General features: G+C 55.7%; 22 protein-coding genes. 10 read left to right on the forward strand and 12 right to left on the reverse strand.

Annotation, left to right across the window (positions count from 1 at the left end):
• Window positions 1-77 precede the first annotated feature (77 nt).
• The 7 genes from GOV88_RS03135 (at window position 78) to GOV88_RS03165 (ending at window position 5,819) form a co-directional block, all read left to right on the forward strand.
• Window positions 78-1,127 (forward strand): ABC transporter ATP-binding protein, encoded by a 1,050-nt coding sequence (locus GOV88_RS03135; protein ID WP_171120941.1) that lies wholly within the window; start codon window positions 78-80, stop codon window positions 1,125-1,127.
• Window positions 1,127-2,203 (forward strand): ABC transporter ATP-binding protein, encoded by a 1,077-nt coding sequence (locus tag GOV88_RS03140; RefSeq protein WP_171120938.1) that lies wholly within the window; start codon window positions 1,127-1,129, stop codon window positions 2,201-2,203. Before GOV88_RS03135 ends, GOV88_RS03140 begins: the two co-directional genes overlap by 1 nt.
• Window positions 2,200-3,063 (forward strand): carbohydrate ABC transporter permease, encoded by an 864-nt coding sequence (locus tag GOV88_RS03145; RefSeq protein ID WP_170383538.1) that lies wholly within the window; start codon window positions 2,200-2,202, stop codon window positions 3,061-3,063. Before GOV88_RS03140 ends, GOV88_RS03145 begins: the two co-directional genes overlap by 4 nt.
• Complete coding sequence (locus GOV88_RS03150; RefSeq protein ID WP_170410573.1) at window positions 3,060-3,857, forward strand: carbohydrate ABC transporter permease; 798 nt, start codon at window positions 3,060-3,062, stop codon at window positions 3,855-3,857. Before GOV88_RS03145 ends, GOV88_RS03150 begins: the two co-directional genes overlap by 4 nt.
• An 8-nt stretch (window positions 3,858-3,865) precedes the next feature.
• Window positions 3,866-4,270, forward strand: a complete 405-nt coding sequence (locus tag GOV88_RS03155; RefSeq protein ID WP_171210516.1) for a DUF2160 domain-containing protein — start codon at window positions 3,866-3,868, stop codon at window positions 4,268-4,270.
• Between the two features lie 66 nt (window positions 4,271-4,336).
• Window positions 4,337-4,732 (forward strand): BlaI/MecI/CopY family transcriptional regulator, encoded by a 396-nt coding sequence (locus tag GOV88_RS03160; RefSeq protein WP_171120934.1) that lies wholly within the window; start codon window positions 4,337-4,339, stop codon window positions 4,730-4,732.
• Window positions 4,719-5,819, forward strand: coding sequence for a M56 family metallopeptidase (locus GOV88_RS03165; protein WP_171239515.1), 1,101 nt, complete (start codon window positions 4,719-4,721; stop codon window positions 5,817-5,819). Before GOV88_RS03160 ends, GOV88_RS03165 begins: the two co-directional genes overlap by 14 nt.
• Before the next feature lie 6 nt (window positions 5,820-5,825).
• Here the strand turns inward: GOV88_RS03165 and GOV88_RS03170 are convergent, their stop codons facing one another.
• The 3 genes from GOV88_RS03170 to GOV88_RS03180 form a co-directional block, all read right to left on the reverse strand.
• On the reverse strand, window positions 5,826-7,229 hold the full coding sequence (locus GOV88_RS03170; protein ID WP_254449143.1) for an MATE family efflux transporter: 1,404 nt from the start codon (window positions 7,227-7,229) through the stop codon (window positions 5,826-5,828).
• Window positions 7,230-7,331: 102 nt separating this feature from the next.
• Window positions 7,332-8,828, reverse strand: a complete 1,497-nt coding sequence (locus GOV88_RS03175; RefSeq protein WP_171239516.1) for a GMC oxidoreductase — start codon at window positions 8,826-8,828, stop codon at window positions 7,332-7,334.
• Window positions 8,825-9,025, reverse strand: a complete 201-nt coding sequence (locus GOV88_RS03180) for a hypothetical protein (protein ID WP_171120929.1) — start codon at window positions 9,023-9,025, stop codon at window positions 8,825-8,827. The genes GOV88_RS03175 and GOV88_RS03180 overlap by 4 nt, the downstream gene beginning before the upstream one ends.
• A 353-nt stretch (window positions 9,026-9,378) precedes the next feature.
• Here GOV88_RS03180 and GOV88_RS03185 point away from each other — a divergent pair, with 353 nt between their 5' ends.
• Window positions 9,379-10,164: a DUF3299 domain-containing protein gene (locus tag GOV88_RS03185; RefSeq protein ID WP_171239517.1), complete on the forward strand. Its 786-nt coding sequence runs from the start codon at window positions 9,379-9,381 to the stop codon at window positions 10,162-10,164.
• 22 nt (window positions 10,165-10,186) lie between these two features.
• On the opposite strand, the gene GOV88_RS03190 is transcribed toward GOV88_RS03185, so the two are convergent.
• The 7 genes from GOV88_RS03190 to GOV88_RS03220 form a co-directional block, all read right to left on the reverse strand.
• Window positions 10,187-11,113: a 3-hydroxyacyl-CoA dehydrogenase NAD-binding domain-containing protein gene (locus tag GOV88_RS03190; protein WP_171239518.1), complete on the reverse strand. Its 927-nt coding sequence runs from the start codon at window positions 11,111-11,113 to the stop codon at window positions 10,187-10,189.
• Entirely contained in the window at window positions 11,113-11,853 is a 741-nt protein-coding gene (locus GOV88_RS03195) for an SDR family NAD(P)-dependent oxidoreductase (protein WP_171239519.1), read from the reverse strand. The genes GOV88_RS03190 and GOV88_RS03195 overlap by 1 nt, the downstream gene beginning before the upstream one ends.
• 114 nt (window positions 11,854-11,967) lie before the next feature.
• Window positions 11,968-12,759 carry an SDR family NAD(P)-dependent oxidoreductase gene (locus GOV88_RS03200; RefSeq protein ID WP_171120926.1) on the reverse strand — a complete coding sequence of 264 codons (792 nt, stop codon included), beginning with the start codon at window positions 12,757-12,759 and terminating at the stop codon, window positions 11,968-11,970.
• Complete coding sequence (gene betC, locus GOV88_RS03205) at window positions 12,756-14,291, reverse strand: choline-sulfatase (RefSeq protein WP_171239520.1); 1,536 nt, start codon at window positions 14,289-14,291, stop codon at window positions 12,756-12,758. The genes GOV88_RS03200 and betC overlap by 4 nt, the downstream gene beginning before the upstream one ends.
• A complete protein-coding gene (locus tag GOV88_RS03210; RefSeq protein WP_171120922.1) occupies window positions 14,288-15,427 on the reverse strand; it encodes an SRPBCC family protein in 1,140 nt (379 codons plus the stop codon). The genes betC and GOV88_RS03210 overlap by 4 nt, the downstream gene beginning before the upstream one ends.
• A gap of 134 nt (window positions 15,428-15,561) precedes the next feature.
• Window positions 15,562-16,581 (reverse strand): GlxA family transcriptional regulator, encoded by a 1,020-nt coding sequence (locus tag GOV88_RS03215; protein WP_171239521.1) that lies wholly within the window; start codon window positions 16,579-16,581, stop codon window positions 15,562-15,564.
• Window positions 16,582-16,796: 215 nt separating this feature from the next.
• On the reverse strand, window positions 16,797-18,209 hold the full coding sequence (locus GOV88_RS03220; RefSeq protein WP_171120918.1) for a cell wall metabolism sensor histidine kinase WalK: 1,413 nt from the start codon (window positions 18,207-18,209) through the stop codon (window positions 16,797-16,799).
• Between the two features lie 296 nt (window positions 18,210-18,505).
• On the opposite strand from GOV88_RS03220, the gene GOV88_RS03225 reads away from it, so the two are divergent.
• A complete protein-coding gene (locus GOV88_RS03225) occupies window positions 18,506-19,852 on the forward strand; it encodes a cytochrome P450 (protein ID WP_171239522.1) in 1,347 nt (448 codons plus the stop codon).
• A gap of 20 nt (window positions 19,853-19,872) precedes the next feature.
• On the opposite strand, the gene GOV88_RS03230 is transcribed toward GOV88_RS03225, so the two are convergent.
• Window positions 19,873-21,006, reverse strand: coding sequence for a PleD family two-component system response regulator (locus tag GOV88_RS03230; protein WP_171239523.1), 1,134 nt, complete (start codon window positions 21,004-21,006; stop codon window positions 19,873-19,875).
• 316 nt (window positions 21,007-21,322) lie between these two features.
• Entirely contained in the window at window positions 21,323-22,072 is a 750-nt protein-coding gene (locus GOV88_RS03235) for an acyl-homoserine-lactone synthase (RefSeq protein WP_254428674.1), read from the reverse strand.
• Between the two features lie 561 nt (window positions 22,073-22,633).
• Between GOV88_RS03235 and GOV88_RS03240 the strand changes: the two genes are divergently transcribed.
• A complete protein-coding gene (locus tag GOV88_RS03240; RefSeq protein ID WP_171120912.1) occupies window positions 22,634-23,575 on the forward strand; it encodes a PleD family two-component system response regulator in 942 nt (313 codons plus the stop codon).
• Window positions 23,576-23,651: the final 76 nt, after the last annotated feature.

Raw genomic sequence — 23,651 nt, forward strand, 5'->3', positions numbered from 1 at the left:
ATGAAACCGGGGATGCCGTGCGCGGCATCCCCACACCAAGACCAGTGCACCGCACTGAAGGACCGGAACCCACGGACATGATCGAACTTCAAGACGCCACCAAACGGGTTGGCAACGTCATCCACATCAAGCCCACAAACCTGACGCTTCAGACCGGCCATTTCAATGTGCTGTTGGGCGCGACGGGATCAGGCAAGACCTCTCTGATCAAGATGATGGCCGGGCTGGACCCGATCGCCTCTGGCAAAGTGCTGATGGACGGGCAGAACGTGACCCGGCTGAACACGCAAAAACGGCAGATCAGCCTCGTCCACCAGTTCTTCGTGAACTACCCGCATATGACTGTATTCGACAACATCGCCTCGCCGCTGCGCGTGGCGGGCATGGCGAAATCCGAGATCGAGGGCCGCGTGGAAGAGGCAGCCGATCTGCTGCAACTGCGCCCTATGTTGCACCGCCGCCCGCATGAGCTGTCGGGCGGGCAGCAGCAACGTACTGCGCTGGCCCGCGCAATTGCCAAGGAAAGCCGCGCGGTGTTTCTGGACGAACCGCTGGCCAACCTCGACTACAAATTGCGCGAAGAACTGCGCGAGCAGTTGCCCGATCTGTTCGCCGGGCGCGGGGCCGTGGTGGTCTATGCGACTTCAGAACCCGAAGAGGCGTTGCTGCTGGGCGGCTACACCGCCCTGATGGAAGATGGACGTGTGACGCAGTTCGGCCCGACCGCAGATATTTATCGCAACCCCGAAAACATCGCGGCTGCACGCGTCTTTTCAGACCCGCCGATCAACGTGGCGCGCATCACCGTATCAGGCACGCAGGCGCAGCTTGCAGGTGGTGGAGGCTGGGCAGTCTCGGACATGGCCGATGGCGAATACATGGTCGCCGTCCGCCCGCACCGGGTGACCCCATTCCGCACATCTGACATCGATGTAGAACTGACGGGCCGCGTGATCGTGACCGAGCTTTCGGGCTCGGATTCCAGTGCGCATTTCCAACATGGGGACGACGCCTGGGTGTCATTGGCGGCAGGTGTGCACCCTTATCAGGTTGGCGAAGACCATAGTTTCTACATGAATCCAGCGCATTGCCGGTACTTCAGCCAAGACGGAAAAAGGGTTGTCTAATGGCTCAGATCAAGCTTTCAAACCTTAGGCACAGCTATATGCCGGCCCCGAAAGGTCCCGAGGACTATGCACTGAAGGAAATCGACGTGACGTGGCGCGATGGCGGGGCCTATGCGCTGTTGGGTCCGTCGGGTTGCGGCAAGTCAACTCTGCTGAACATCATCTCGGGCCTGCTGACCCCATCCGAGGGGCAGATCCTGTTCGATGGTCAGGACGTGACCGCCCTGCCCCCTGATCAGCGCAACATTGCGCAGGTGTTCCAGTTTCCGGTGATCTACGACACGATGACCGTAGGCGAAAACCTGGCCTTTCCGCTGAAGAACCGGGGAGTCGATCCTGCAACCATCAAGCGCCGCGTCGATGAGATTGCCGAGATGTTGGACGTCACCGATATGCTGAACACCCGCGCCAGTGGCCTCAGCCCGGACAACAAGCAGAAAATCTCGATGGGGCGCGGGTTGGTGCGCGATGACGTGAACGCGGTGATGTTCGACGAGCCGCTGACCGTTATTGACCCGCACCTGAAGTGGAAACTTCGGTCCAAGCTGAAAGAGCTGCACCAGCGCGTCAAAGCAACGATGATCTACGTGACCCACGACCAGACCGAGGCGCTGACCTTTGCCGACGAAGTGGTGGTGATGCAGGAAGGCGAAGTTGTACAGATTGGCACGCCGGTTGAACTGTTCGAGCGGCCCCAGCACACGTTTGTCGGCCATTTCATCGGATCGCCCGGCATGAACGTTCTGCCGTGTGAGGCCAAAGGCGACCGTGCCGTTTTCGAGGGTCATGAGGTGATGCTGGAAGGCCCCACTCACGGCGACGGAGGTCGCACCGATCTGGGCATTCGCCCCGAGTATGTGGGTTTTGGCGACACCGGAATCCCGGCCCATGTGACCAAAGTGGCTGATATCGGCCGCCACTATGTAATCAGCGCCATGGTCGGCAATACGGCCCTGAAAGCGGTGACGGAACACAGTGTGCCCGAGCCAGGATCAGAGGTCTTTCTGCAATTCAAACCAGAACAATCCCGCGTCTACCGCGACGGCTGGATCGCAACCGAGGAGCGGTCGCAATGAGAACGGAAAACCAAAAAGCGTGGTTCTTTGTCCTGCCCGTGCTGGCACTGGTCGCATTCAACGCGCTGGTGCCGATGATGACGGTAGTCAACTATTCGGTGCAGGAAACCTTTGGTAACAACCAGTTCTTCTGGGAAGGGCTGGGCTGGTTCGAACAAATCCTGCGTTCGGACCGGTTCCAAGCGGCCCTCGGTCGGCAGTTCCTCTTTACCTTCCTGATCCTGCTGATCGAGGTGCCCTTGGGCATCATCGTGGCCCTGTCTATGCCCCGCAAAGGGTTCTGGGTGCCGGTCTGTCTGGTGCTGATGGCCCTGCCGATGCTGATCCCGTGGAACGTGGTTGGCTCGATGTGGAACATCTTCACCCTGCCGAAAATCGGCCTGATGGGATATTTCCTGAATGACGTTCTAGGCATCAACTATGACATGACGCAACAGCCCCTGTCGGCCTGGATCACGGTCATCGTCATGGATGTCTGGCACTGGACTTCGCTGGTGGTGCTGCTGTGTTATGCGGGTCTCGTGTCGATCCCGGATGCCTATTACCAAGCCGCCAAGATCGACGGAGCCAGCCCGTGGTCGGTGTTCCGCTATATCCAGCTTCCCAAGATGAAAACCGTTCTGACCATCGCCGTCCTGCTGCGCTTTATGGACAGTTTCAACATCTATACCGAGCCCTTCGTTCTGACTGGAGGCGGCCCCGGCAATTCGACCACCTTGCTGTCGATCGACCTTGTGAAGATCGCGTTGGGACAGTTCGACCTTGGCCCTGCAGCTGCGATGAGCCTGATCTATTTCGCCATCACGCTGCTGGTCTCATGGCTCTTCTACACTCTGATGACAAAGGATGACGCGCAATGAAGAAGCGGTCCCTTATCCCGATCCTGTATATCGCGTTCCTGATGCTGCCGATCTATTGGCTAGTGGCGATGTCCTTCAAGACCACGAACGAGATCCTGTCGGGCTTTTCCCTGTTTCCACAGACCTTTACGCTGGACAATTACATCACGATCTTTACGGATCCGACGTGGTACTGGGGATACATCAACTCAATCACCTATGTGACCCTTAACACAGTACTTTCGGTCTGCGTTGCCCTGCCCGCGGCCTATGCGTTCTCGCGCTATCGGTTCCTGGGTGACAAGCAATTGTTCTTCTGGCTGTTGACCAACCGCATGGCTCCGGCAGCCGTGTTCGCGCTGCCCTTCTTTCAGCTTTATTCGTCGATCCACCTGTTCGACACCTATCTGGCTGTGGCGCTGGCGCATACGCTGTTTAACGTGCCACTGGCGGTGTGGATTCTGGAAGGTTTCATGCGCGGCATCCCCAAGGAACTGGACGAAACCGCCTATGTCGATGGCTATTCCTTCCCGCGTTTCTTCGTGACGATCTTTCTGCCCAACATCAAAGCGGGCGTGGGTGTGGCGGCGTTCTTCTGCTTCATGTTCTCGTGGGTCGAGATGCTGTTGGCCAAGACGCTTACGGCGGTTGAGGCCAAACCCATCGCCGCTGTGATGACCCGCACCGCCTCTAGCGCTGGGTATGAACTTGGCCTGCTGGCAGCCGCCGGGACGCTCACCATTATCCCCGGCGCCATCGTCATCTGGTTTGTCCGCAACTACATCGCGCGCGGGTTCGCGATGGGCCGTGTGTGAGGTTCGATATGCGTAAACTACTACTTACCCTCCCCTTCCTGCCTTCAACGGCCTTCGCCCAAGCCAAAGCCGGTTGGGGCAATGTCGGACAGGAAGAAGAGAAAGGTTTTTCCTGGACGGATCCCCTTTGGCCCGATTTTTGGATGGCATGGACGCCGGCCACACTGGCCGTGTTTGTTGGCATCTTCTCAGCTATTGCTTTGATCGGCGTCCTCGAAGCCACCAAGTACCGCGACGGGATCGAACGGCGCGGCGTTCTGGGCCTGACGACCACACTGGGCGATCGTCTGTTCATCACCCTATTGGGATCGGCCTACATCTTTCTTGCCTGGCTGGGGTTCGTGGGACAGCCCGTCTGGACACCGCTGTTCCTGTCAATCGGCTGGGGTATTTTCGTCTTCTGGAAAGTTTGAGCTTTGCGAAACAGCGAAAGGATGCTTGTCTGTCAGGCATACTAAAAAATGCGACACGAAAGACCGATGCGAAAGAAAAAAACAACAAACCTGCTGACCGAAGTAGAGCTCGAGTTCATGAATGAGCTTTGGGCACTTGGTCAGGGCTCGGTCCGTGACGTGCTTGATCGTCTGCCTGCTGAACGCAATCTCGCTTATACATCCGGCGCTACCATCCTGCGTATTCTCGACGAAAAAGGCTTTGTCGAAAGCCGCAAGGACGGAAAGACGCTGATCTATACGCCGCTTCTGGAGAAAGACAGGTATCAGGCCCGGTCGTTGCAGAACCTGTCACGAACTTTGTTCGACGACACACCTGCCACACTTGTCGCGCGTCTGGTGGACGACGCCGGCCTTAGCGAAGCCGATCTAGAGGAAATTCGGGCATTGGTAGAAAGGAGACTGCAAAATGACGGCGGTTAAACCGGTTCTCGATGCCTATCTCGAACTGAACCTTGTACTTGTTCTGGCAGCATTTGTTTGGTTGGCGGTCAGAGCTGCCCTTGCAAAGACGCCTTTGCAACATGGGTTTGTAATCCAGCTTCGTGCGCTAAAGGCGCTGTGCCTGTGCGTTGTTCTCAGTCCTGTGCTTGCCCTTGGCGTTTTCGCACTGGCCGCTCAGACATCGGCCCGCGGTGTTGTCGCGATCGGGGATATCGCTGTCGCCGCTTATCTGCGAGGCGATATTGCCATGCCAGCCACTCAGTTTGAGGCGTTGCTCAACACACGTCAGCGCTGGGGCGATCTGGTCTTCTCGGGCGAGTATCCGGTTGTTTCTGCTGTGCTTGTCCTTCTTGCAATCATATCGGTGGGGTACGCGGTTCGGATTGCGTATGACGCTTTGGCGATACGCAACACGATCAACAGCAGCTATCTATGGCGGCGTTCTGCCAAGGTAGATATCCGGCTATCTGATCGCATCGCCGTACCTTTTGCGGTGCGCGGTCTGCGCCGACGCCATGTAGTCTTGCCCAGCCATCTTCTTGATACCCCGCGCGAATTGCGCTTTGCGCTGGCACATGAGTTGCAGCACGTGCGCGCCGGAGATGTTGAGTGGGAACTGGGTTTTGAATTGATGCGCCCGCTCCTGTTCTGGAACCCGGCCTATGTTGTTTTGAAATACCAGTTTGACCGGCTCCGCGAACTTGCTTGCGACCAATCCGTTGTTGCCCGCAGGGGTATCAATGCGCGTGACTATACAACCTGTCTATTGGACTATTGCGCCAGAACCGTTGTTCAAGGAAGCCCACGCGTCTTGAACGTAGCCTTGGTAACGGGAGGCAAGGCAAAACGAGTGCTGCGTCAACGGGTAATCGCCTTGGCCGAAGCACCCTCGGTTCAATCTTCCATGCCGCTTCTGTTTCTCGGCCTGACAATCGCGTTTGCGATGGTGCTTGGATTGGCCGCAGCCTCGGTGCGTCAGGCAGATGATTGGAGCCACGACCGCATCATGCTGTCCACTGTGGTGAACCTTGAAAGGTTGGAAGCGCGCAGCAGTCAGTTCGACTGACCTTGCCTACCAACCGCGCCGTCCAAATAGGGCCTGAAGCCGTTTTTGTCCCGAAAACGGATCAACTGGCTGAGGTTCCTTCAATCGCGACACGACGCGGCGGACTAAAACGATACAGATCGCCGCGAATATGACGCCCCCCAGTGCCTGCCCGATCAAAACGCCGGGCGCGCCTGCGATATAGGCACCAGCCACGGCGAATGGCCAGGTTCCCAAAGTGTGTCGCCCCCAGTTGACCCAGGTCGAATACACGGGGTGACCCAAATTGTTAAAGCTGGCATTGGAGACGAAAATCACCCCATTGAAGAATGACGCAAGCGCCAGAGGCCCGCAGAAAAGATAGATCAAGACCCGCGTTTCCCCCTGCGCGCGGAACAAGTCCGCGATAGGTGCGCGTAGGAAATACAGCGTTGCAGCCATGAGGCAGACATAGACGGCCGTAAACTTGACCCCGGACCAAAAGGTTTCTTTTACGCGGTCGTGTTGTCCGGCTCCGAAATTCTGCCCTACGATCGGCCCGATTGCCCCTGACAGTGCAAAGATGACCGAGAATGCAACAGGTATCAGCCGTCCGATCACGGCCATACCAGCAACGGCATCTGTGCCGAATTGGGCGATTTCACGGATGACGATTGCATTTCCCACCGGGGTTGCCACATTCGTCAAAACAGCAGGCACAGCAATTGCCCGTACCGAGCGGAAATCGCCAAGAACCTGTTGAATCGACGGGCGCGCAAACGCGCGGTGCACACGCACGGCGGGCCTGATCGCAGCGATCAACATGCAAAGGCGTGCGATCACTGACGCAATGGCCGCACCGTCCAGACCGAGCCCCACAGCGAAAATCAGGATCGGGTCCAGGACAGCGTTTGTGATCCCACCATAAATCGTCGCCATCATCGAACGCCGGGCGTCCCCGTTCGCGCGCAGAACGGCCATGCCAGCCATCGCCATGGCCATGACCCACATGGTCGGCAAAATGATCGACACGTAGCGCGCCGCCAGACGCAGCACCTCACCTTCTGCCCCCAAGGCAGACAGAAGAAAGCGTATGTTAATCATCACGATGGCGGACACGATTAAACCAAACAATATGCCCAAAATAGCAACACTGGTCGCGAACTGCCTTGCACGTTCGGGCCGCCCAGCACCCAGTTCTCGCGCCACCAACGCACCTGCGGCGATCGAAAGACCGACATTAACGGAATTCGTAAAAAACAGCAGAGTGCCCGCGTATCCCACGGCCGCGGCCAGCGCGTCATTACCCAGCATCGAAATGAAAACCATATCCACGAAGTCGACGGCAAATATTGCCATCAACCCGATACTAGTGGTCAGCGACATCCGTGTGACGTGCCGCATCAGGCTGCCTGTCAGAAAAACAGCCTTGCCCGACGATCCCGATTTCATGTGCTCGATGTCCCCCCAGCTTGCGACAGCAATTTGCCAGCGGACACCGCGACTGCGCAACCGTTTATTGGGGCCATCCGGTCTTTTGCGGTCTGCGGTACCCTAGGCGGTTGGATCAGCCAAATGCTCGGCCAGACGTAGTGAAAGCTGAACAATCGTGAAGGTCGGGTTTGCATGCCCACTGGTTGGGAAAACCCCTGACCCCGCAACATAAAGGTTGGGCGCACCATGCACCTTGCAATTGGCGTCGACCACGCCGGTTTCAGATGTCAAAGACATACGCGCGCCGCCCATATGGTGACTGGAATAGTCAAGCGGCAACTGTTCCAGCGGCTCACGATTCCAAAGGGACGGATCGACGCGCATTCGACCAAGCCCGCTGCGGATCAGGAACTTGGCAGCTTCGGCTGTAGAGCCGCGCAGGGTTTCGATATCTCTCTCGGTCAACCGCAGGTCCAGCCCGACGATGCCCAAGCCAAACCTGTCCCGATTTTCGGTCAGCACAATTCGGCTTGCGGGATTGGGTTGCTGTTCCCCCATCACAAAGGACGTCCCGGTAAAGAAGTAGTCCTCTTCGAATTGCAGGCTCTTGATAAACTCGGCGTCGCCGATTGCTTTTTCTCTGATCGGCAGAGGGTTGAGACGTTGCAGCCGCACAGCAGAATTCAGCCATCCATTCTTGAGCATGTAATCGTGACTGGGGCTCAGCAAAAGTTCAGGCCGGGACCGGCGCAACAGGCGTTCAAGCTCCCACGTGGGTGAGTGCGAATAGAGCCGCTTGGTAATAAAGTAGGTGTCGTTGTCGATAATCGGGTGTTCCATGAAACACCGCCCGACCATATCGTTCTGGTTGCCAAAGCGATTTTCGTGACCCGCATTCAGATGCAGCAACATGCGGCTGGTTTCGATGCCGCCCAATGCCAACACAAACCGGTCGGCCGTGGCCACGCCCTGCCCATCTTCATAATTGCGAACCTGCGCCTGGGTGATACGGCCTGTATCACCATCGACCGCAAACCCCACGACATTGGCGTTCAGGACCAGATCAATATTCGGAGTGTTCTTCAATCTGTCTTGAAAAGAGACACCAAAACGAACGGGGTCTTCATTTCGAACATCATGAAACTGGCGGTCGGAACTGAAACGCTGTTCAACGACCTCCAGATTTCCAAGGTCATCAACGGGCTTTCGAATATCCGCGCTGAAGCGACCGGTTTGCAGAAGGTTTGCCGCCTCTACCTGATAGGGCACCAGATCTTCAAAGCGGATTGGCCAGCCACTTAGCGGAACATCATCGCGCGGCAGGAAATCAGAACGGTCCAACAATAGGCACACCCCGCCCCAATGACCCGTGCTTCCACCCAAGGCCCGAAGGCGCGGGGCGGACAGGGGGTAGTATTCCAACCCCAGATTTTCCCCTTCGTACAGGTCCTGAGATTCCCAGGTCACTTCCCAATCGCCAGCTTCAAGCAAAAGAACACGTTGCCCGGATTCTGCCAGTTTGAAGGCAAGCGTCATTCCTGCAGGCCCGGCACCCACGATGCAGCAATCGTAGCGGTCATCCAATGCGGGAATGTCGCCTCGTGCGTCGAGGATCATGACACCTCTCCACCGTCGAGATCGCTTTCGTCCAGCAACCAGCCATCGACTAGGACAGGTTTGGGGTCTGCAACAGGTGGAAGAGGGTTGTCCTTAATCCGCAGGAAACCAACCCGTGTGATCGGCGGTATCAAAACAATAGCGGCCAGCACACCAAAAACGTGCCGCCGCTTAACAGTTCGTTTCTGTGAAGCCATCGGTAACCACAATACTCTTACAAACAACAAATACGCGAACGGCCAAAACCAGCCAGAGCAACAGTAAGCTGGGTAATTATACTTTTTTTGAGTGGGTTTTGGCAAAACCTAAAAATTTACCTCGATTTAGGACGGCCTTTGCGAAAATCAGGCGGGAAACGGCACGCGCGAAACTAAAGCGAAGTCGCAGTTAAGGCGGCGATTTATACTCAGGCCGACCAATATGCGGGTGAGTGAACGACCCTTTGGATGGGCGCTCGCGGGATCAAAAGATTGTTTTGACCTTGGGTGGTGAAATTATCCGCCTTCTCCAGGCTCAAAGTGACCTATATTATGAGTGGCGAAAGCAAGAAATGCGGGAAAAGTCGTTGTTGTTGAAGAAATGGGCTCAAGGTTTGGCTGTCGCGAGTGTCGCGCTATCACTTCATGCGAGTGGTGCGTCGGCTGGTGTTTCGGTTGACTGGGCGGACCTGCCCGACCCGATCGCCCAAGTCTTTGAAGACCCCTACAGCGACCTGAGCCCCGAAGAATTCGATGATGTGCTGTTTGTCGTCCGACTGCGCGGCAGGCTACAGCAGGATAGCGGAACCAGAGAAGAACGTCAGAACTGGCAAGAGATGCTGGACGAAACCGAAGCTGCCTTGGCCGCAGGCGGCATCGACATCGACTGGTTGCTTGACCAGCGTCACGTCGTCATGGAGCGTCGGGAAAAAGCGGCGAACGCGGGAAATCCGGTATTTGATGGCAAAAACATAACCGTTGCGGGATTTGCAATCCCGGCACCGCCCGACGCAGAAGGTCGCCAGATTGCGTATCTGGTCCCCCAACGGGGAATGTGCAGCCACATGCCCCCTCCTCCGCCGAACCAGATGATCCGGGTCAGGCTGAACAGTGATTGGACACCTGCCTATTTTCACGAACCTGTCCGTTTGACGGGTCAGTTGAACATTGATCCGACCGACCACCAGATGGTTGTCGTGGACGGTCTTATGCCAATGCGAGCGACGTTCATGCTGGATGCTGATCGCGTTGAAATACTGGAAAGCCGCGAGGATCGTTTAGAGTGGAGCGACAGCGCGGCCGACAAACTCCGCGCGGCTGGCCGTCGCAAGACCGGTGGGCAGACGACGCCTGACTAGGTCCGGGGGTAAGGTTTTTGCTTTATCGCAACCCAGATACAGACTTTTGCACTGAAACGATAAGCGCATCGCGTTTTCTGGAAAGTTCAGCAGGCGTCTGCCCCTGTGACGCCGCCTGAACACCCTCGGTCATTTGCCATTTCACATCATCCGTCAAATGGACCTGACCCAGATCATCCCACCATCCGTTGAACGTGTCTGAGAAGTGGTCGCAGAACGCTTCCAGACCACCCTCTCCTGCCCCGAGGTTGAACAACATGGTCGGTCCCATTGCCGCCCATCTCAGGCCCGGTCCAGCCCAGACCGCCTTATCGACATCCTCAACCGACGCAACGCCAGAGACAACAAGGTGAATGGCCTCGCGCCAGAGTGCAGCCTGCAGGCGGTTGGCCACATGCCCCGGCACCTCTTTGTTCACTCGGATCGTCGTTTTGCCGAGGCTTTCGTAAAAACCCTGTGCAGCTTGGACAACGCCCGAAGCTGTCTTGTCGTTTCCCTGCACTTCAACCAGCGGAATCAAATGCGGCGGGTTGAATGGGTGCCCCAAGACAAAGCGTGAGGGGTCCGCCCATCCGGTTTGCATCTGTCCCAGCGTCAAGCCGGAGGCAGAGCTTGCGACGATTGCATCCTGCTCTAACGCAGGTTCGATCAAGTGGAAGGTTGCGTGCTTGATGTCGAGCCGCTCAGGTACATTTTCCTGCACAAAACCAGCACCTTCCACGGCCTGCGTCGCACGGTGACAAAAGGTGATCGTGTCCGGGTTTCCGTTTCGAACAAGACCAAGTTCCTCCATAGACGGCCAGACGTCAGCGATATAGCTGCGCACCTTTCCTTCAGCTTGCGGATCAGGGTCGAACATCGAAACGGACCGTCCCGATGCCAGGAACAATGCGGCCCAACTTGCGCCAATAACACCGCCGCCAAGACAGGCCGTATGCTGGATATCCATCAAAACAATCCCGGATTTAGAGGCGAAGCCGCTGTCATGCCACCGTCCACAGTGAACAACTGACCGGTCGCGAAACCTGCCTCGTCCGAAGCCAGCCAGACCGCCATGTTTGCAATATCCTGTGGCTTGCCGAACCTTCGAACAGCGTGCCGCGCCAGCGCGTCGCGACGCGCAGCGTCGGGGTCATTCGCCAGATCAAACCCGGCGTCCAACATCCCTGTTTCAATCCAGCCGGGGCAAATCGCATTGCAGCGCAGCCTCGGTCCGTGATCGACCGCGATTGATCGGGTGAGCCCATGCACAAAGGCCTTGGATGCGTTGTACAAGGCCATCGAGGGATCCGCGACCATTCCTGATATCGAACCGATGTTGATGATCGAGCCGCCCTCTGCCATTCGGGGGATAATCGCGCGGCAGAGGTTGAATACGCCTTTACAATTCGTTCCAACCACCGCGTCCCAATCTGCTTCCGAGCTGTCGACCACATTCTTTTCAACCTGCACGCCTGCGTTGTTCACAAGGATGCTCAGGTCTTTGATCGAGGTTGCCAATTCGTCCACGGCAGAAGCGTCTGTGACATCAAGCGATATCCAGACGATGTCGCCCTTCAACCCGTCCGGTCTTGGCCCACGGCCGCATGTCGTCACTGACGCGCCTTCGCGTGCGAAAGCGTCAACAATTCCGCGGCCAATTCCCTGCCGCCCACCAGTCACGAATGCTGTTTTTCCTGCTAACCGCATCACTGCACGACCCTCATACGTTGAACCAATGTGCAGGTTTGCTGCGCATCGACGGACCTATCGCGGCCCGATCCCGCTTCACCGATGCTTCCACGGCATGAGTGAGTAGCGTGCTCATAGCTTCATCTGCTGAACCTGCGCGCTCAGCCCTCCGTCCAGAACCCAAAGTTGTCCACTGGCGTAGCGTGCCTCGTCCGAGGCCAGCCAGTTGACCAGATTGGCGATATCTTCGGGCGTTCCGTAAGTGCGCATGGGGTGCACGTCCCGAACGGCCTGTTGCAACTGGTCGATGGACTGACCGCCCCCGCCAGAGCCTTCGCCTGCAAAGAAACTTTGCAGCATCGGCGTATCAACATAACCCGGGCAAATGGCGTTGACACGAATTCCCTCGGGTCCGTGATCGCAGGCCATCGCCTTTGTCAGCGCATGTACGGCCCCCTTGGTTGCGCAATATGCGGCAAGACCGGGATCGGCAATAAATCCGTCATAACTGCCGAAATTGATGATCGAAGCGGTTGTCCCTTGTGCCGCCTCTCGCAACAGCGGCAGCGCGTGTTTGGCAGTTAGGAAAGTTCCTGTCACATTCACAGCGAACGAAAGGTTCCACTCCTCCAGCGTCGTTTGCTCGATGGTCTTTTCGATCTCGATTCCAGCCGCATTTACAAGCACATCAAGCTGCCCCGCTTCGCGCCCGACTTGCGCCATTGCTGCAACCGCGTCGGCCTCTTGCGTGACGTCCAGTTTAACGAAGATGCTGCCATCGTCATCGTGGGCAGCAAGCGACCCCTCTGGCGTTAAGTCTGCGGCATAGACCCGCGCACCCTCCCGCAGGAACCGGGCCACGATCGCCCGCCCGATTCCACCGCGCCCGCCTGTGACCAGTGCAGTTTTCCCCTTCAGCATCATTCAGAGTTCTCCTTCAACGGCGGATACCGGTACCGTTTTGCGGCCACTGTCCAGTCCATGTGATTGCGCACGTATTCCTGCGAGGCATCGCGTGGCGGATTGTAATCCCACGTCTCGCCTGCTCCTGCCTCCATCGCCGCATGAAGGGCACGGCGAGATTTCTGCGTGGCGATCACATCGGCGCGCAGGCTCTCGCTGTCCCAACGCTCTACGACCTCTGCAGCAAATTGCTTGGCAACAGACGCATAAGCAGGATCAGCGGCCAGATTGGTCTTTTCGTGCGGTTCCAACGCCAGATCATAAAGCTGCGGTGGATCCGGGTCGCAATGAATGTATTTCAACGCCCCTCTGCGGATCATGAAAACCGGGTATGGTGTCATCTCGGCGCAGTACTCGCCAATGGCTTCGTCCACCGGGTCATACTCTCCACGCGCAAGGGGCAATAACGAACGGCCGTCTATGGGCTCTCCGAAGATATCTGCCGTACCACCCGCGAAATCGACAAAGGTTGGTAGCAGATCGACCAGAGAACAGGCGTTGCCAGCCACACCTTGAACCACACCCGGCCCGGCCATGATCAACGGCACGCGGGCCGAGTGTTCAAAGAAGTTCATCTTATACCACAGGCCACGTTCCCCCAACATGTCGCCGTGATCCGCTGTGACGACAACCAGCGTATTGTCCAGTTCACCAATATCCTTCAGCGCACGCACCATTGCCCCGACCTTGCTGTCGAAATAGCTGACATTCGCCAGATACGCTCGGCGCGCCCTTTGAATTTCTTCTTGGGTCAGAGGGATATAGCTTGCCTCGATCCCATCCATTACGCGGCGCGAGAACGGGTCCTGCTCGTCCGGAGCAAGCGTAAAATCCGGCATCGGCACATCTGAAGCGGAATACAAATTCCACCACTCTGGCTTTGCGACATAGGGGTCATGCGGATGTATGAAACTGGCCACCAGACAAAAGGGCGCGTCATCCCCGCCTGCTCGCTCTCGCCCGCGGTCAATCAGCCAGCGGCGGGCTGCGAACTCAACCTCGTCGTCGTAATCCGTCTGGAAGGTGGCTATTGCCTCGCCACTTTCCTTGACGGTCTGCATGTTGTGATACCACTTGTCGATCCGCTCGTCCGGTGCTTCCCAGTCCGGCGTCCAGGCAAAATCGGCCGGGTAGATGTCGGTCGTGACCCGATCCTGAAAGCCGTGCTTCTGGTCCGGTCCGACAAAATGCATTTTTCCAGACAGACACGTCCTGTATCCCAGCGACATAAGGTAATGCGCAAACGTCGGGACCGAGGCGCGAAACTCGCTGGCGTTATCATAGGCCGCGATCCGGCTGATCAGTTGCCCGGACATGAAGGCAAAACGCGACGGAGCACACAGCGGTGAGTTGCAATAGGCCGCATCAAACCGCATCCCGCGCTGCGCCAGCGCATCAATATGCGGGGTTTTCACCGTTGGATGCCCGTAGGCTCCGCAAAAATGGGGTGCCAACTGATCAGCCATGATCACAACAATGTTGGGCTTGTTCACGGCGCGGCCTTCGCGTAAGCATCCAGCACCAAACCGTGAAAGTGGTGAACGGCATGTTCCGACTTGCCCGATCCGCTGGGGTCGTGAACGATACGACCCTGCGTGAAGGCCGGAGTGCTCATCCCACGCTGGACGCTTTCAACGATATCGATGTCTTCGCGTTGCAGAACCTCATCCAGATAGCGGATCGCCTCTAGCTCGGCCTCGTCAGGCTCGGGTGTTTCCAAATAGAAATCATAAGTCTCCAGCGTCCGGTCCGGGCCCACCGGAATGATATTCAGCACGATCATGGACGACCGCCCCGGATACCGCATCAGGCAGGTCGTGGGCCACAGCCACCAAACCGCATGCGTTCGCACGGTTGCGTTGGACACGTCATACGCGGTGTTGCTGTTTTTACCGGCTTCGGCCATGTGGCTGGAGTAAATGCCGTAGGTTGTCACCTTGTAGGTGTCCATATCGACCAGATCGCAGAAATCCTTGTGGGCCGTTGGGCAGTGGTAACATTCCAGAAAATTGTCGACGACATTCTTCCAGTTCGACTTGATGTCATAGGTCAGCCGGTGCCCAAAGGTTAGGTCTTCGATATCCGGTGCCCAGTGGCGTATCTCGGTCTGCAAGTCGCCCGAAACTTCGGTCAGCGGACGCGCGTCGTTGTCGAGGTTCACAAACACGAAGCCTGCGAATTCCTCGACCTGAACCTGATCCAGACAGATGTCCGACGTGTTAAACCCCGTCAGGTTTTCGGTTTCCGGCGCACGGACAAGCTGTCCGTCCAGCTTGTAAACCCACGCATGGTACGGGCACATGATCCGAGTGGTCTCGCCCTCGCCAGACAACAGGTGATGCGCGCGATGCTTGCACACGTTGTAGAATGCGCGAAGCGTCCCCTCGCGGTCGCGGACAACGGCAATCGGGCGGTTCGCAATCTCAACTGTCACAAAAGACCCCGGCGCCCGTAGTTTTTCGACATGGCACACCCATTGCCATGTCTTAGCAAGGATTTCGTTCAGGTCCACTTGGTGCCATGCCGGATCAACATAGGCTTCTGCCTTCAAGGAACTGGTGTTCAAAGGATCAGGGCTGAAGCCATCTGAAATTCGCGCAAACTGGGTTTTCGAGGGAAGCTCGCTCATCGGTCACTCCGCTTATTTTGGCCATGTCTTGACTGGGTGTTGGATAGTAGAAGTTATTTTCTGCCGAAAAACTCTAATATTCTAAACTTTTCTGGCCACAAAATTGATATTTCAAGACATCAACCGATGCCCGATCACCCCGCCTGAGGCTTGCGATGCATAGGCCAGGCGCGAAACTCAAAGGGAACGCGGCCTTCGATCCGATCCTGACTGGGGGGCAGCCCAAACCTTTGCTTGTACGACCGGCTGAAATGCACTTGGCTGGCAAATCCCGAAGCCATCGCAACTTCGGCGATCGGCATGTCCGTTTGGGTGACCAGCCCACGCGCGCGGTCCAGACGAATGTCCCTATAATACAAGGCAGGTGTTTTCTTTATGTAGGTTGAGAATAACCGGTCAAGCTGACGCTGCGAAAGGCCCGCCGCCCTGCTGATTTCTGGAACCAGTAGGGGCTCTTCAAGGTTGGCTTCCATCACCTGAATCGCCGTTCTCAGCTTGGCCGGGACAGTCGTCCCCAATGGCTCGTTTGTCTTCGGTTGCTGCATGTCCGACGGACCGCGCAATCTGTCATGGAAAACGTACCGCGCCGCAGCGTTCGCCAAGGCGCTGCCATGGATGCCCTGCAGAACTTGCAGCCCCAAATCAACCGCGGCAGTTCCCCCGCAACAGGTAATACGGTTGCCATCCAGCACAAACAGGTTTTCGACCACCTCAACGTCCGGAAACAACTCCTGAAAAGCGTCGATATGCTCATAATGCACTGTTGCCTTCTTTCCGTTTAACAACCCCGCCTGCGCCAGAATGAAGGCACCCGTATCCAGCGCCCCCAATGTCGCGCCATTGCGCGCCCACTGTCGCAGAGCTTTTGCGATATGTGCTGTCACGTGTTTTTCCGGCGTCCAACTGGACGAGATGATGACAATGTCATAGCCCTTGGTTGCGACTTGATCCAACGCCACCGTGTCGATCCCGCCGCCGTTACTGGAAACACAGTAACCACCTGTTTCCGAGGCAAATTCCCACTTGAAATACGGCTTTCCATCCAAGTAGTTGGCGGCCCGAAAAGGATCAATGAAACCCATTGTTGCAGCCAAATTGAAACTTGGCGTTACAACAACCAGCAACCGAGTTTCCGTCCCTTGAGACTTTGCCATATGACCACCTCTTGCAAGCAGGGCTCAGACCACCAGAAGAAAGGTTTTGGCTGGCTCGCGCAAGAGACACGCCAATGCAGCAAGGTCAGCGGCTTTGGCCTTGTTCGCTACGAGGCGCACAGGTCGGCTTCGTCCGTGGCAACGGTTTGGGTAGGCTCGGCAAGCCGCTAACTAAACCGTCGACAAAGTGCCGCGTGGGTCGCGGAGAAGCCTCATCAAGCGGCGTCGGGCTTTCTTGAAAACGCGCGACTTGCGCCCCTTTTCCCGTCAACAATCGGGAATTCTACGAAAAACTCAGTCCCCACACCTACGGTACTGTAATAGTCGATCGTTCCGCCGAACTGTTCCACGATTTCCTTGGAAATGTTCATCCCAAGCCCGGTGCCTCCGGCGTGGCGCTCATCGGACGAGTCAATTTGAGAGAAGCGATCAAAGACCTTGTCCCGGCTACCTTCGGGAATGCCCACACCTTGGTCTTTCACGAACAACCGCACCCGTGGTCCGATCTTCTTGAACCCGACTGTCACAGTTCCGCCCTCGAACGAAAACTTGGCCGCGTTAGAGATCATGTTGGTCAGAACCTGAATAAGGCGGGATGCATCGCCCTTGATCAACAGGTCCTGCTGTTCAGGTGCGTCCTCGACAAGTTCCACGTCATGCGCGCTGGCAAAGCCAAGGTTGCAGGCAATCGCCTCTTGAACCAGCGGGGCGACCTCAATCATCGTCTGGCGCATGACCATTTCGCCGGCTTCCATCTTTTGAATGTCCAGAACGTCGTTAATAAGGGACGCCAAACGCTCGCTGTTTTTGCTCGCCAAGGCGATCAGGTTTTGCATGTTTTCCGGCACCTCGCCCATGACCCCGGAGTTTATCAGGTCCAGCGAGCCTTTTATCGAGGTCAGAGGAGTTCTCAATTCATGGCTCACAGTCGAGATGAACTGAGTTTTTGCGATGTAAGCTGCCTTGGTGCGCTCATGTTCCTCTTTCAGTTTTTCAAGCTGTTCGAGGTTTTTGCGGTAGAGCTTGAGAAAGACCAACGAGCAGTCGATCAAAAAGTACATCACGAAAACGACTGTGAAGAAGTGCAGCCACAAATCCGAAGACAAGTCAGGTTGTTCAACCCAGATATCCCGAACCACGATGACCATGAACGAAACACCGTACATGGCCAGTCGCACGATCATCGCCCACACAAACTGGTGGTTGTTCATCGCGGCAAACAGGGCAGCGGCAAAAAGGAAAAACAAAGGGGTGAAGTGGCCGCCGGTAGGCTGCTCAAGCGCCACCGAAACAGCGTACAAGCATATCGCGGTGGAACTGAGGATTGTATTCAACAAAATCCAGGCGACCATCACCGCGATTGCGCCGCGTTCATCCGGGTTTAGGCGCGCAACCCGTTTTGCCAGGTACAGGTCCTGCGCTTCGCAGATCAGGATTGTTCCATAAAACAGCAGGGCGTTGAGAGGGTCGAAGAAAAAGCCCGTAAGTATCGTGGTCGCCAGAAAAATCGCTTGCCGCTGCCACAGCAGCGCAAAGCTCATGGCGGTATAGTCTTTGATATTTTGCAGCAGCTTGTCGTCGGGCTCACCCGAGTCCCGAACCTGTTGCGATGCGTCGATTGCCGTCATCCCGGTGTCTTCATTACTTTGCCTCTCAGGATGTCTGTACCGGCACAATGAGGACGTAGTTGGTCGGAATTTAGTTCACAGTTTGGCAATACTCCCGAACCTTATTAAGAATTGTCCCGCCTAGATGAACGTTGCACAATTGCATACGTCTTGAATTGTTTCCCCCAAATAGGCCAATCAATCTCGTCTAAGATCACTAACTCATTGCTTTTTTGAACTTTCTCCACGTAAATATTCCCAATAACCGGCGAAAAGCGAAAAGGGACCGCGTTTTGACCACAATTGGGAAACGTCAGATGGAACAGTTCGACGTGACGCCGGTTTCAGCGAAGCTCGCTGAAAAGCCGGTAACGTTGCTTCAGTTCGCGCGATCCGCTGGTCGGAACATGTTAGAAGTCATTCCGGCCGAAACGCTTCGTCAGACCTATGTGCGTGGGCCTCTGAACATCCACTACATTTGCGACCCGGAAATGGTCACCGAACTGCTTGTCGGAGGCGGCCGTTATTTCCCAAAGGCAAAGTTCACAAAGGACATTATCGGATCCGCGGTCGGCAACGGCCTGATCCTGTCGGAAGGCGAAAAGTGGCGCAAACAAAGACACCGTTATTCTCCGCTTTTTGCAGCCAGAAACCTGCCTGTTTTGTCCCGCCACTTTGCCGAGACCGGGTATGAAGTTGCCGAGTCTCTTGCCGAAAACGAGGGTCCGGTCGACGTTTCGCAGATCGCGCCCGCTTCTACGCTGACAAACATTTCACGGGTCATCTTCTCGGGGAACGAAGAAGTCAGCTCCGAGCAAATTCGCGTCGGGCTTATCGCCTATTTCAACTATATTTCAGACCTGTCCTTGTTCGATTTGATGGGGCTTCCGAAATGGCTTCCTCGCAAGAAATGGCTTAGCAGTAAGGCTCCGGTCACGGACATGCGCGATCTGGCCCGGCATGTTATTGAACTGCGCCGGTCGGAAAACCGCGAAGAACCAGAAGACTTCCTCGACCTGATGATTGATGCGTTGAAGGAAGACTTTGAGGATGCCGAGACAACCGTCGACAACCTGCTGACCTTTGTTGTCGCTGGCCACGAAACCTCGGCCAATGCCTTGGCGTGGGGATACTACCTGCTGGCACTGAACCCAGAGATGCAAACCCGTATCCGGCACGAAATTCGGACAGTATGTCCCGAAGGCAAGCTTGAGTTTTCTCATCTGGAGCATTTGCCGCTGCTTCGGGCCCACATCAAGGAAACCCTGCGCCTTTACCCATCTGCGGCCTTCTTCGCCCGTGACGCCTCCGAGGCCATTCAGGTCAAAGATGTCAAAATTAAAGAAGGGGATGCGCTTTTCTTCCCAGTTTATTCGCTGCATCGGAATGAAGTGTTGTGGGAAGATCCCGCGCAATACCGCCCCGAGCGATTTATGGGAACTCCACCACCCCGCGGCCAGTATATTCCATTCGGAGCCGGACCCAGAATTTGCATTGGCGCGCAGTACGCTGAAACCGAGATCATGATTTTGATGGCTTCAGTCCTGAGGCGGATACATTTTTCGCTGTCAGATGTCGAAATGCCGGAACCTGTTCTCACATTTACAATGCGGACCAGCGGTCCATTGATCTTGAACGCGGAAGAAGTCCCCGCAGGGTCCTGATGGAAACAAGGGTGGCGAGACTATTTACCCGCCAGATAGGATTCGTTTCCGTACATCTCGCGCAAAACCGTGTCGAAAAGTCTTTTCTGAGATTTTTCTTTGCGCCCTACTCGGACTTCGCATCTTTGTTGGGGCTCGACTTCGGTCCCCTTTCGAAGAGCCTTTTCGCGACCGTCAACTTTTTCGATAGCATTATTCATTGCAGCAAACGCACCTGTCTTGGAAATTGAACGCATTGAAACCGGCGGGCTCATCACAGCCCTCATATAGCCAGAGGCACCCCGTCGACCGAGTGTGTCACTGAAAACATGATTGAGTTGGTCTTCCTTGGGCAGCCCGGCCGCCCGATCCCGCCCATGAACAACCACAAGGAAGGCGCCGCCTCCCCTGTAGGAAAACACGGCCTCAGAGTTCCCGGTTGTCAGTTCGATACTACGGCCCAGATCGGCCATCGCGCGCCGGAAGCCTCCGAAATCGTTCAGATCAAAGCGGAACTCTGCATCCTGAAGTTTGATAGCGGTCACCCAGGATTCAAAAAGACGGCCTCTTGAAAGTTGTTCGATATAGTTGTCGAACTCGACATATTTCAAGCAGCGTTCAAGCCCATCTATGGTAAGCGGGTCCTCGAAGCTGAATTGCTGATTATGGTCCAGTTCTTCGCGGAGATTTTTCACCGACGCAGATGTCCTGCGCGCCTTGATCCTCTCCTGCATCAACAAGTGGGCCGCGTGCATTCGACTGCGCAGCTCAAAGAAATCAAAAGGCTTGCTGACATAGTCAAACGCACCCTGCAAAAACGCGTCTTCCACGTATTTGCGGCCACTCATTGCGGTCAGCATGATGGCCGGGGTTTCCGCGTGTTCCGGGATTTGTCGAATGCGGCGCAACAATTCGATGCCGTTTGTTTCGGGCATCTGAATATCAAGCAGGAAACAATCAAACGGTGTCTCAGACGACTCTATGGCCTGCAACGCTTCGCTGGCTGAACCCGCGACCGAGATTTCATAGTTTTCGAATTCAGCCAGTGCCGCCTGCAGCAACTCCAAAATGCTCGGCTCGTCGTCGACGGCAAGCACTCTTAGTGTTCTTTTCTGCAGCGCGCGGGTTTCCAGCTTACGCTGGAATTGTTCTTTTCCCGGGTTCGTATGTTTCATGACTGGTGAACCGCATTTGACCTCATTAACGCCCTTAGCCTAGGCAGTGAGTGGGACGAAACAGCGGCAAAAAGCCCGGAAAAGCCCCTAAATGTTGTTCATTTCTTGACGTTATTTTGTCGGGCAACGGGCGGATTTCGACAATGCCGTGCCCCGATCGTATTTTTTACAAGTCAAATCAAATAGTTAATTCAAGTCCAAAACGCGCTTCTGCGCGCGCATGCCAAACGGCTTGACCTTACTCCGTATTCTATCAGATCCGGGCGCCGTCGAAAAGCGCCAGAATTCACTCTTGTTATCGAGAAATCGCGGCGGATCAGTCTGAATCGTTCTTAATATTAAACAGCACGGATTGGCTGTAGCTTCCCTCGATCGCAAACTTGGCACCAACGGGTGCGGCCCCTACGCCCAAACGCCGCGACCAACGCGCCCAGATGGACGGCACAATTCCCAGTATCCGTGATGCACCGCCTTTTTCGGCGTTCACCGTCATCTGATAAAACAGTTCGTGCTGTACGGCCATCCTGCGTGCTGACGGAACACTGTCAGCGATGAAGAAGCGCGACGCCTCCCAAACTTTCGGATTTACCGGAGCCTCAAAAAACAGAACGTCTGTAGGCATTCCCGGAAGGATGCCTTTCTGCGCGTCCCGCAGCATATAAGTGTACATGCCACAGCGCGCCGAAGTCGGCAGCAACCGCACCCCGCCAATCACCTCGCCAAATTCGTGCAGGATCACCCAGCGGCAGGCTGGGGTATCGTATTGATCGAACTCCATCCCATCGACTTCGCCGATCTGCCACTTCAGCCGGTCTATGAAGATTGCCTTTCGGGTCTCAAGGTACTTTGCAAGCAGAGTGCCGTGCTCGTGCATATTGCGGAAGTTCAACGTGGTTGCACGAATGCTGCCGAGCTTGCTTTGACGCTCGGACAATCCACGCTTGAGCGCGAACATCTTCTGCCGCGCCGAGACTTTCGGCCCAGCCGGAATATCATTGGCAGGTTCAAGGTCCGGCAGAAGTTGCGACGCCGGGTATGCCTGCTCGTACCTGAGTGGTCGGTCCATATTTTGCTCTTAATTTTGCCACACTTATGCCAAGAAGCTGAACGGCAAGTCTATATATTAGTGGCGCTCTCCTTATGATTGTATGGCATGTGTGACCAAATCTCCTCCCATACCTTGGGTTGAGCAAACGCAAGATACCTATATGTATATTTGCTTGACCATTTTACGCTCTAGGCATGAGCTTTAAGGGCATGATCATTCTCGCAAGAGGTTGACTTACCTCCGCTTTTCTTTGCGGTCGCCAAACTCAGCCAGAATTTCAGGAAACATTAAGGAACGCGTAATAGTCGCGGGCTACAACTGAGCATCGTACACAACTTGGAATGCCTGGTTTTGGCACGGTCAAGTCTACCAATAGCGCCCTACGGCCTATTTCACCCGTGCCAAGATGCAACGCGAAAAAATGTAAGGTGGGACACATGCGCGCCCTTCAAGTGTCAATGTTTTGCCGCTTTTGTCCGACAGGCTGACCAAACCTAAATAATCCACTCGCCAACCGATCTTTGCCTGACGTCTGCAATGCCCAAAGGTCGGTTCGGTGGCAAAACCTGGTGAATAGTTATGCGGATACTTGCTGTAGACGACGACCCAAGCATTCTGGAGCTGCTAATCTGCGTTCTGGGAGCGTTCGGCTACGAAGATGTTGTGACGGCAAACAGCGGTCACGAAGCAATTCGAATTTTGTCAGAAACCGATCAGCCGTTCGACTGCCTGCTGCTTGACGTGCAAATGCCCGAGATGAATGGCATTACGTTGTGCGAAGAAGCGCGCAAGTTGCCCGATTACAAGTTTACGCCGATCATCATGGTAACTGCCATGGTGCAAAAGCAGTATATCGACGAGGCTTTCGAGGTTGGCGCAACAGATTATGTGACCAAACCCTTCGAGTTTGCCGATCTGAAGCAACGGCTTTCTGATGCATACAGGCTGGCGGCGGAACGACGCGCAGCGATCGAAGTGATGGAAGCCGATGTTTACGCGAATAACGACTCGGAAGTTAATCCAAATTTCAGCCTGACCGACCCGCTCTATTTTGGAGATCTGACAGGTTGCATTGGATTGGCCGAGTTCGAAAACTACGTTGTTCAACTGGCGACAATGCACTCCAGAACCTCCAAGATCGTGGCCGTAAAAGTCGCAGATGTAGAAGAGATTTTTGCGTCAAGCCCGTCCAGCGAATTCCGGGAATTCCTGGCTTCGGCAGGATCGTCGCTTTTGTCCGTCACACAGGAAGGGCGCAACTTTGCGACCTATTGGGGCAACGGGGTATTCCTGCTTATCCATGACAAGAAAAAGGGTATGGGCGCTCAACAATTGACGCACCGACTGTCCCAGATTCCGGCAGGTGAACTTGCAGGTGTGCATTCACCGACCAACTTCTCGTTCCATGTTGGAGACGACGTTTCTTTGCTGGCCCACTCCAAGATGGAGGCGCTGTTCCTGATCGACAAAGCCGTGGAATTGGCCGATATTCCGCAAGGCCCGATTGCACGGTTCGGCTAAGCCTAATACACGATCTGAAATTAGGTGCGTTCGGGACAACTGAGCGCACCTTTTTTGTTCGCGGGATACGCCGCAG

This window comes from Ruegeria sp. HKCCA5491 (genome assembly GCF_013034565.1).
In the GTDB taxonomy this organism is placed as follows: Bacteria; Pseudomonadota; Alphaproteobacteria; order Rhodobacterales; family Rhodobacteraceae; genus Ruegeria.

What these genes read in the sequence shown, in the direction of transcription:
- GOV88_RS03235 (WP_254428674.1), bottom strand. Translation starts at nt 22,072, where the DNA reads ATGGACCGACCACTCAGGTACGAGCAGGCATACCCGGCGTCGCAACTT.
- GOV88_RS03175 (WP_171239516.1), bottom strand. Translation starts at nt 8,828, where the DNA reads ATGATCCTCGACGCACGAGGCGACATTCCCGCATTGGATGACCGCTAC.
- GOV88_RS03135 (WP_171120941.1), top strand. Translation starts at nt 78, where the DNA reads ATGATCGAACTTCAAGACGCCACCAAACGGGTTGGCAACGTCATCCAC.
- GOV88_RS03180 (WP_171120929.1), bottom strand. Translation starts at nt 9,025, where the DNA reads ATGGCTTCACAGAAACGAACTGTTAAGCGGCGGCACGTTTTTGGTGTG.
- GOV88_RS03220 (WP_171120918.1), bottom strand. Translation starts at nt 18,209, where the DNA reads ATGACGGCAATCGACGCATCGCAACAGGTTCGGGACTCGGGTGAGCCC.
- GOV88_RS03240 (WP_171120912.1), top strand. Translation starts at nt 22,634, where the DNA reads ATGCGGATACTTGCTGTAGACGACGACCCAAGCATTCTGGAGCTGCTA.
- GOV88_RS03170 (WP_254449143.1), bottom strand. Translation starts at nt 7,229, where the DNA reads ATGAAATCGGGATCGTCGGGCAAGGCTGTTTTTCTGACAGGCAGCCTG.
- GOV88_RS03230 (WP_171239523.1), bottom strand. Translation starts at nt 21,006, where the DNA reads ATGAAACATACGAACCCGGGAAAAGAACAATTCCAGCGTAAGCTGGAA.
- GOV88_RS03225 (WP_171239522.1), top strand. Translation starts at nt 18,506, where the DNA reads ATGGAACAGTTCGACGTGACGCCGGTTTCAGCGAAGCTCGCTGAAAAG.
- GOV88_RS03140 (WP_171120938.1), top strand. Translation starts at nt 1,127, where the DNA reads ATGGCTCAGATCAAGCTTTCAAACCTTAGGCACAGCTATATGCCGGCC.
- GOV88_RS03165 (WP_171239515.1), top strand. Translation starts at nt 4,719, where the DNA reads ATGACGGCGGTTAAACCGGTTCTCGATGCCTATCTCGAACTGAACCTT.
- GOV88_RS03145 (WP_170383538.1), top strand. Translation starts at nt 2,200, where the DNA reads ATGAGAACGGAAAACCAAAAAGCGTGGTTCTTTGTCCTGCCCGTGCTG.
- GOV88_RS03150 (WP_170410573.1), top strand. Translation starts at nt 3,060, where the DNA reads ATGAAGAAGCGGTCCCTTATCCCGATCCTGTATATCGCGTTCCTGATG.
- GOV88_RS03195 (WP_171239519.1), bottom strand. Translation starts at nt 11,853, where the DNA reads ATGCGGTTAGCAGGAAAAACAGCATTCGTGACTGGTGGGCGGCAGGGA.
- GOV88_RS03210 (WP_171120922.1), bottom strand. Translation starts at nt 15,427, where the DNA reads ATGAGCGAGCTTCCCTCGAAAACCCAGTTTGCGCGAATTTCAGATGGC.
- GOV88_RS03215 (WP_171239521.1), bottom strand. Translation starts at nt 16,581, where the DNA reads ATGGCAAAGTCTCAAGGGACGGAAACTCGGTTGCTGGTTGTTGTAACG.
- GOV88_RS03155 (WP_171210516.1), top strand. Translation starts at nt 3,866, where the DNA reads ATGCGTAAACTACTACTTACCCTCCCCTTCCTGCCTTCAACGGCCTTC.
- GOV88_RS03185 (WP_171239517.1), top strand. Translation starts at nt 9,379, where the DNA reads ATGCGGGAAAAGTCGTTGTTGTTGAAGAAATGGGCTCAAGGTTTGGCT.
- GOV88_RS03200 (WP_171120926.1), bottom strand. Translation starts at nt 12,759, where the DNA reads ATGATGCTGAAGGGGAAAACTGCACTGGTCACAGGCGGGCGCGGTGGA.
- GOV88_RS03160 (WP_171120934.1), top strand. Translation starts at nt 4,337, where the DNA reads ATGCGAAAGAAAAAAACAACAAACCTGCTGACCGAAGTAGAGCTCGAG.
- GOV88_RS03190 (WP_171239518.1), bottom strand. Translation starts at nt 11,113, where the DNA reads ATGGATATCCAGCATACGGCCTGTCTTGGCGGCGGTGTTATTGGCGCA.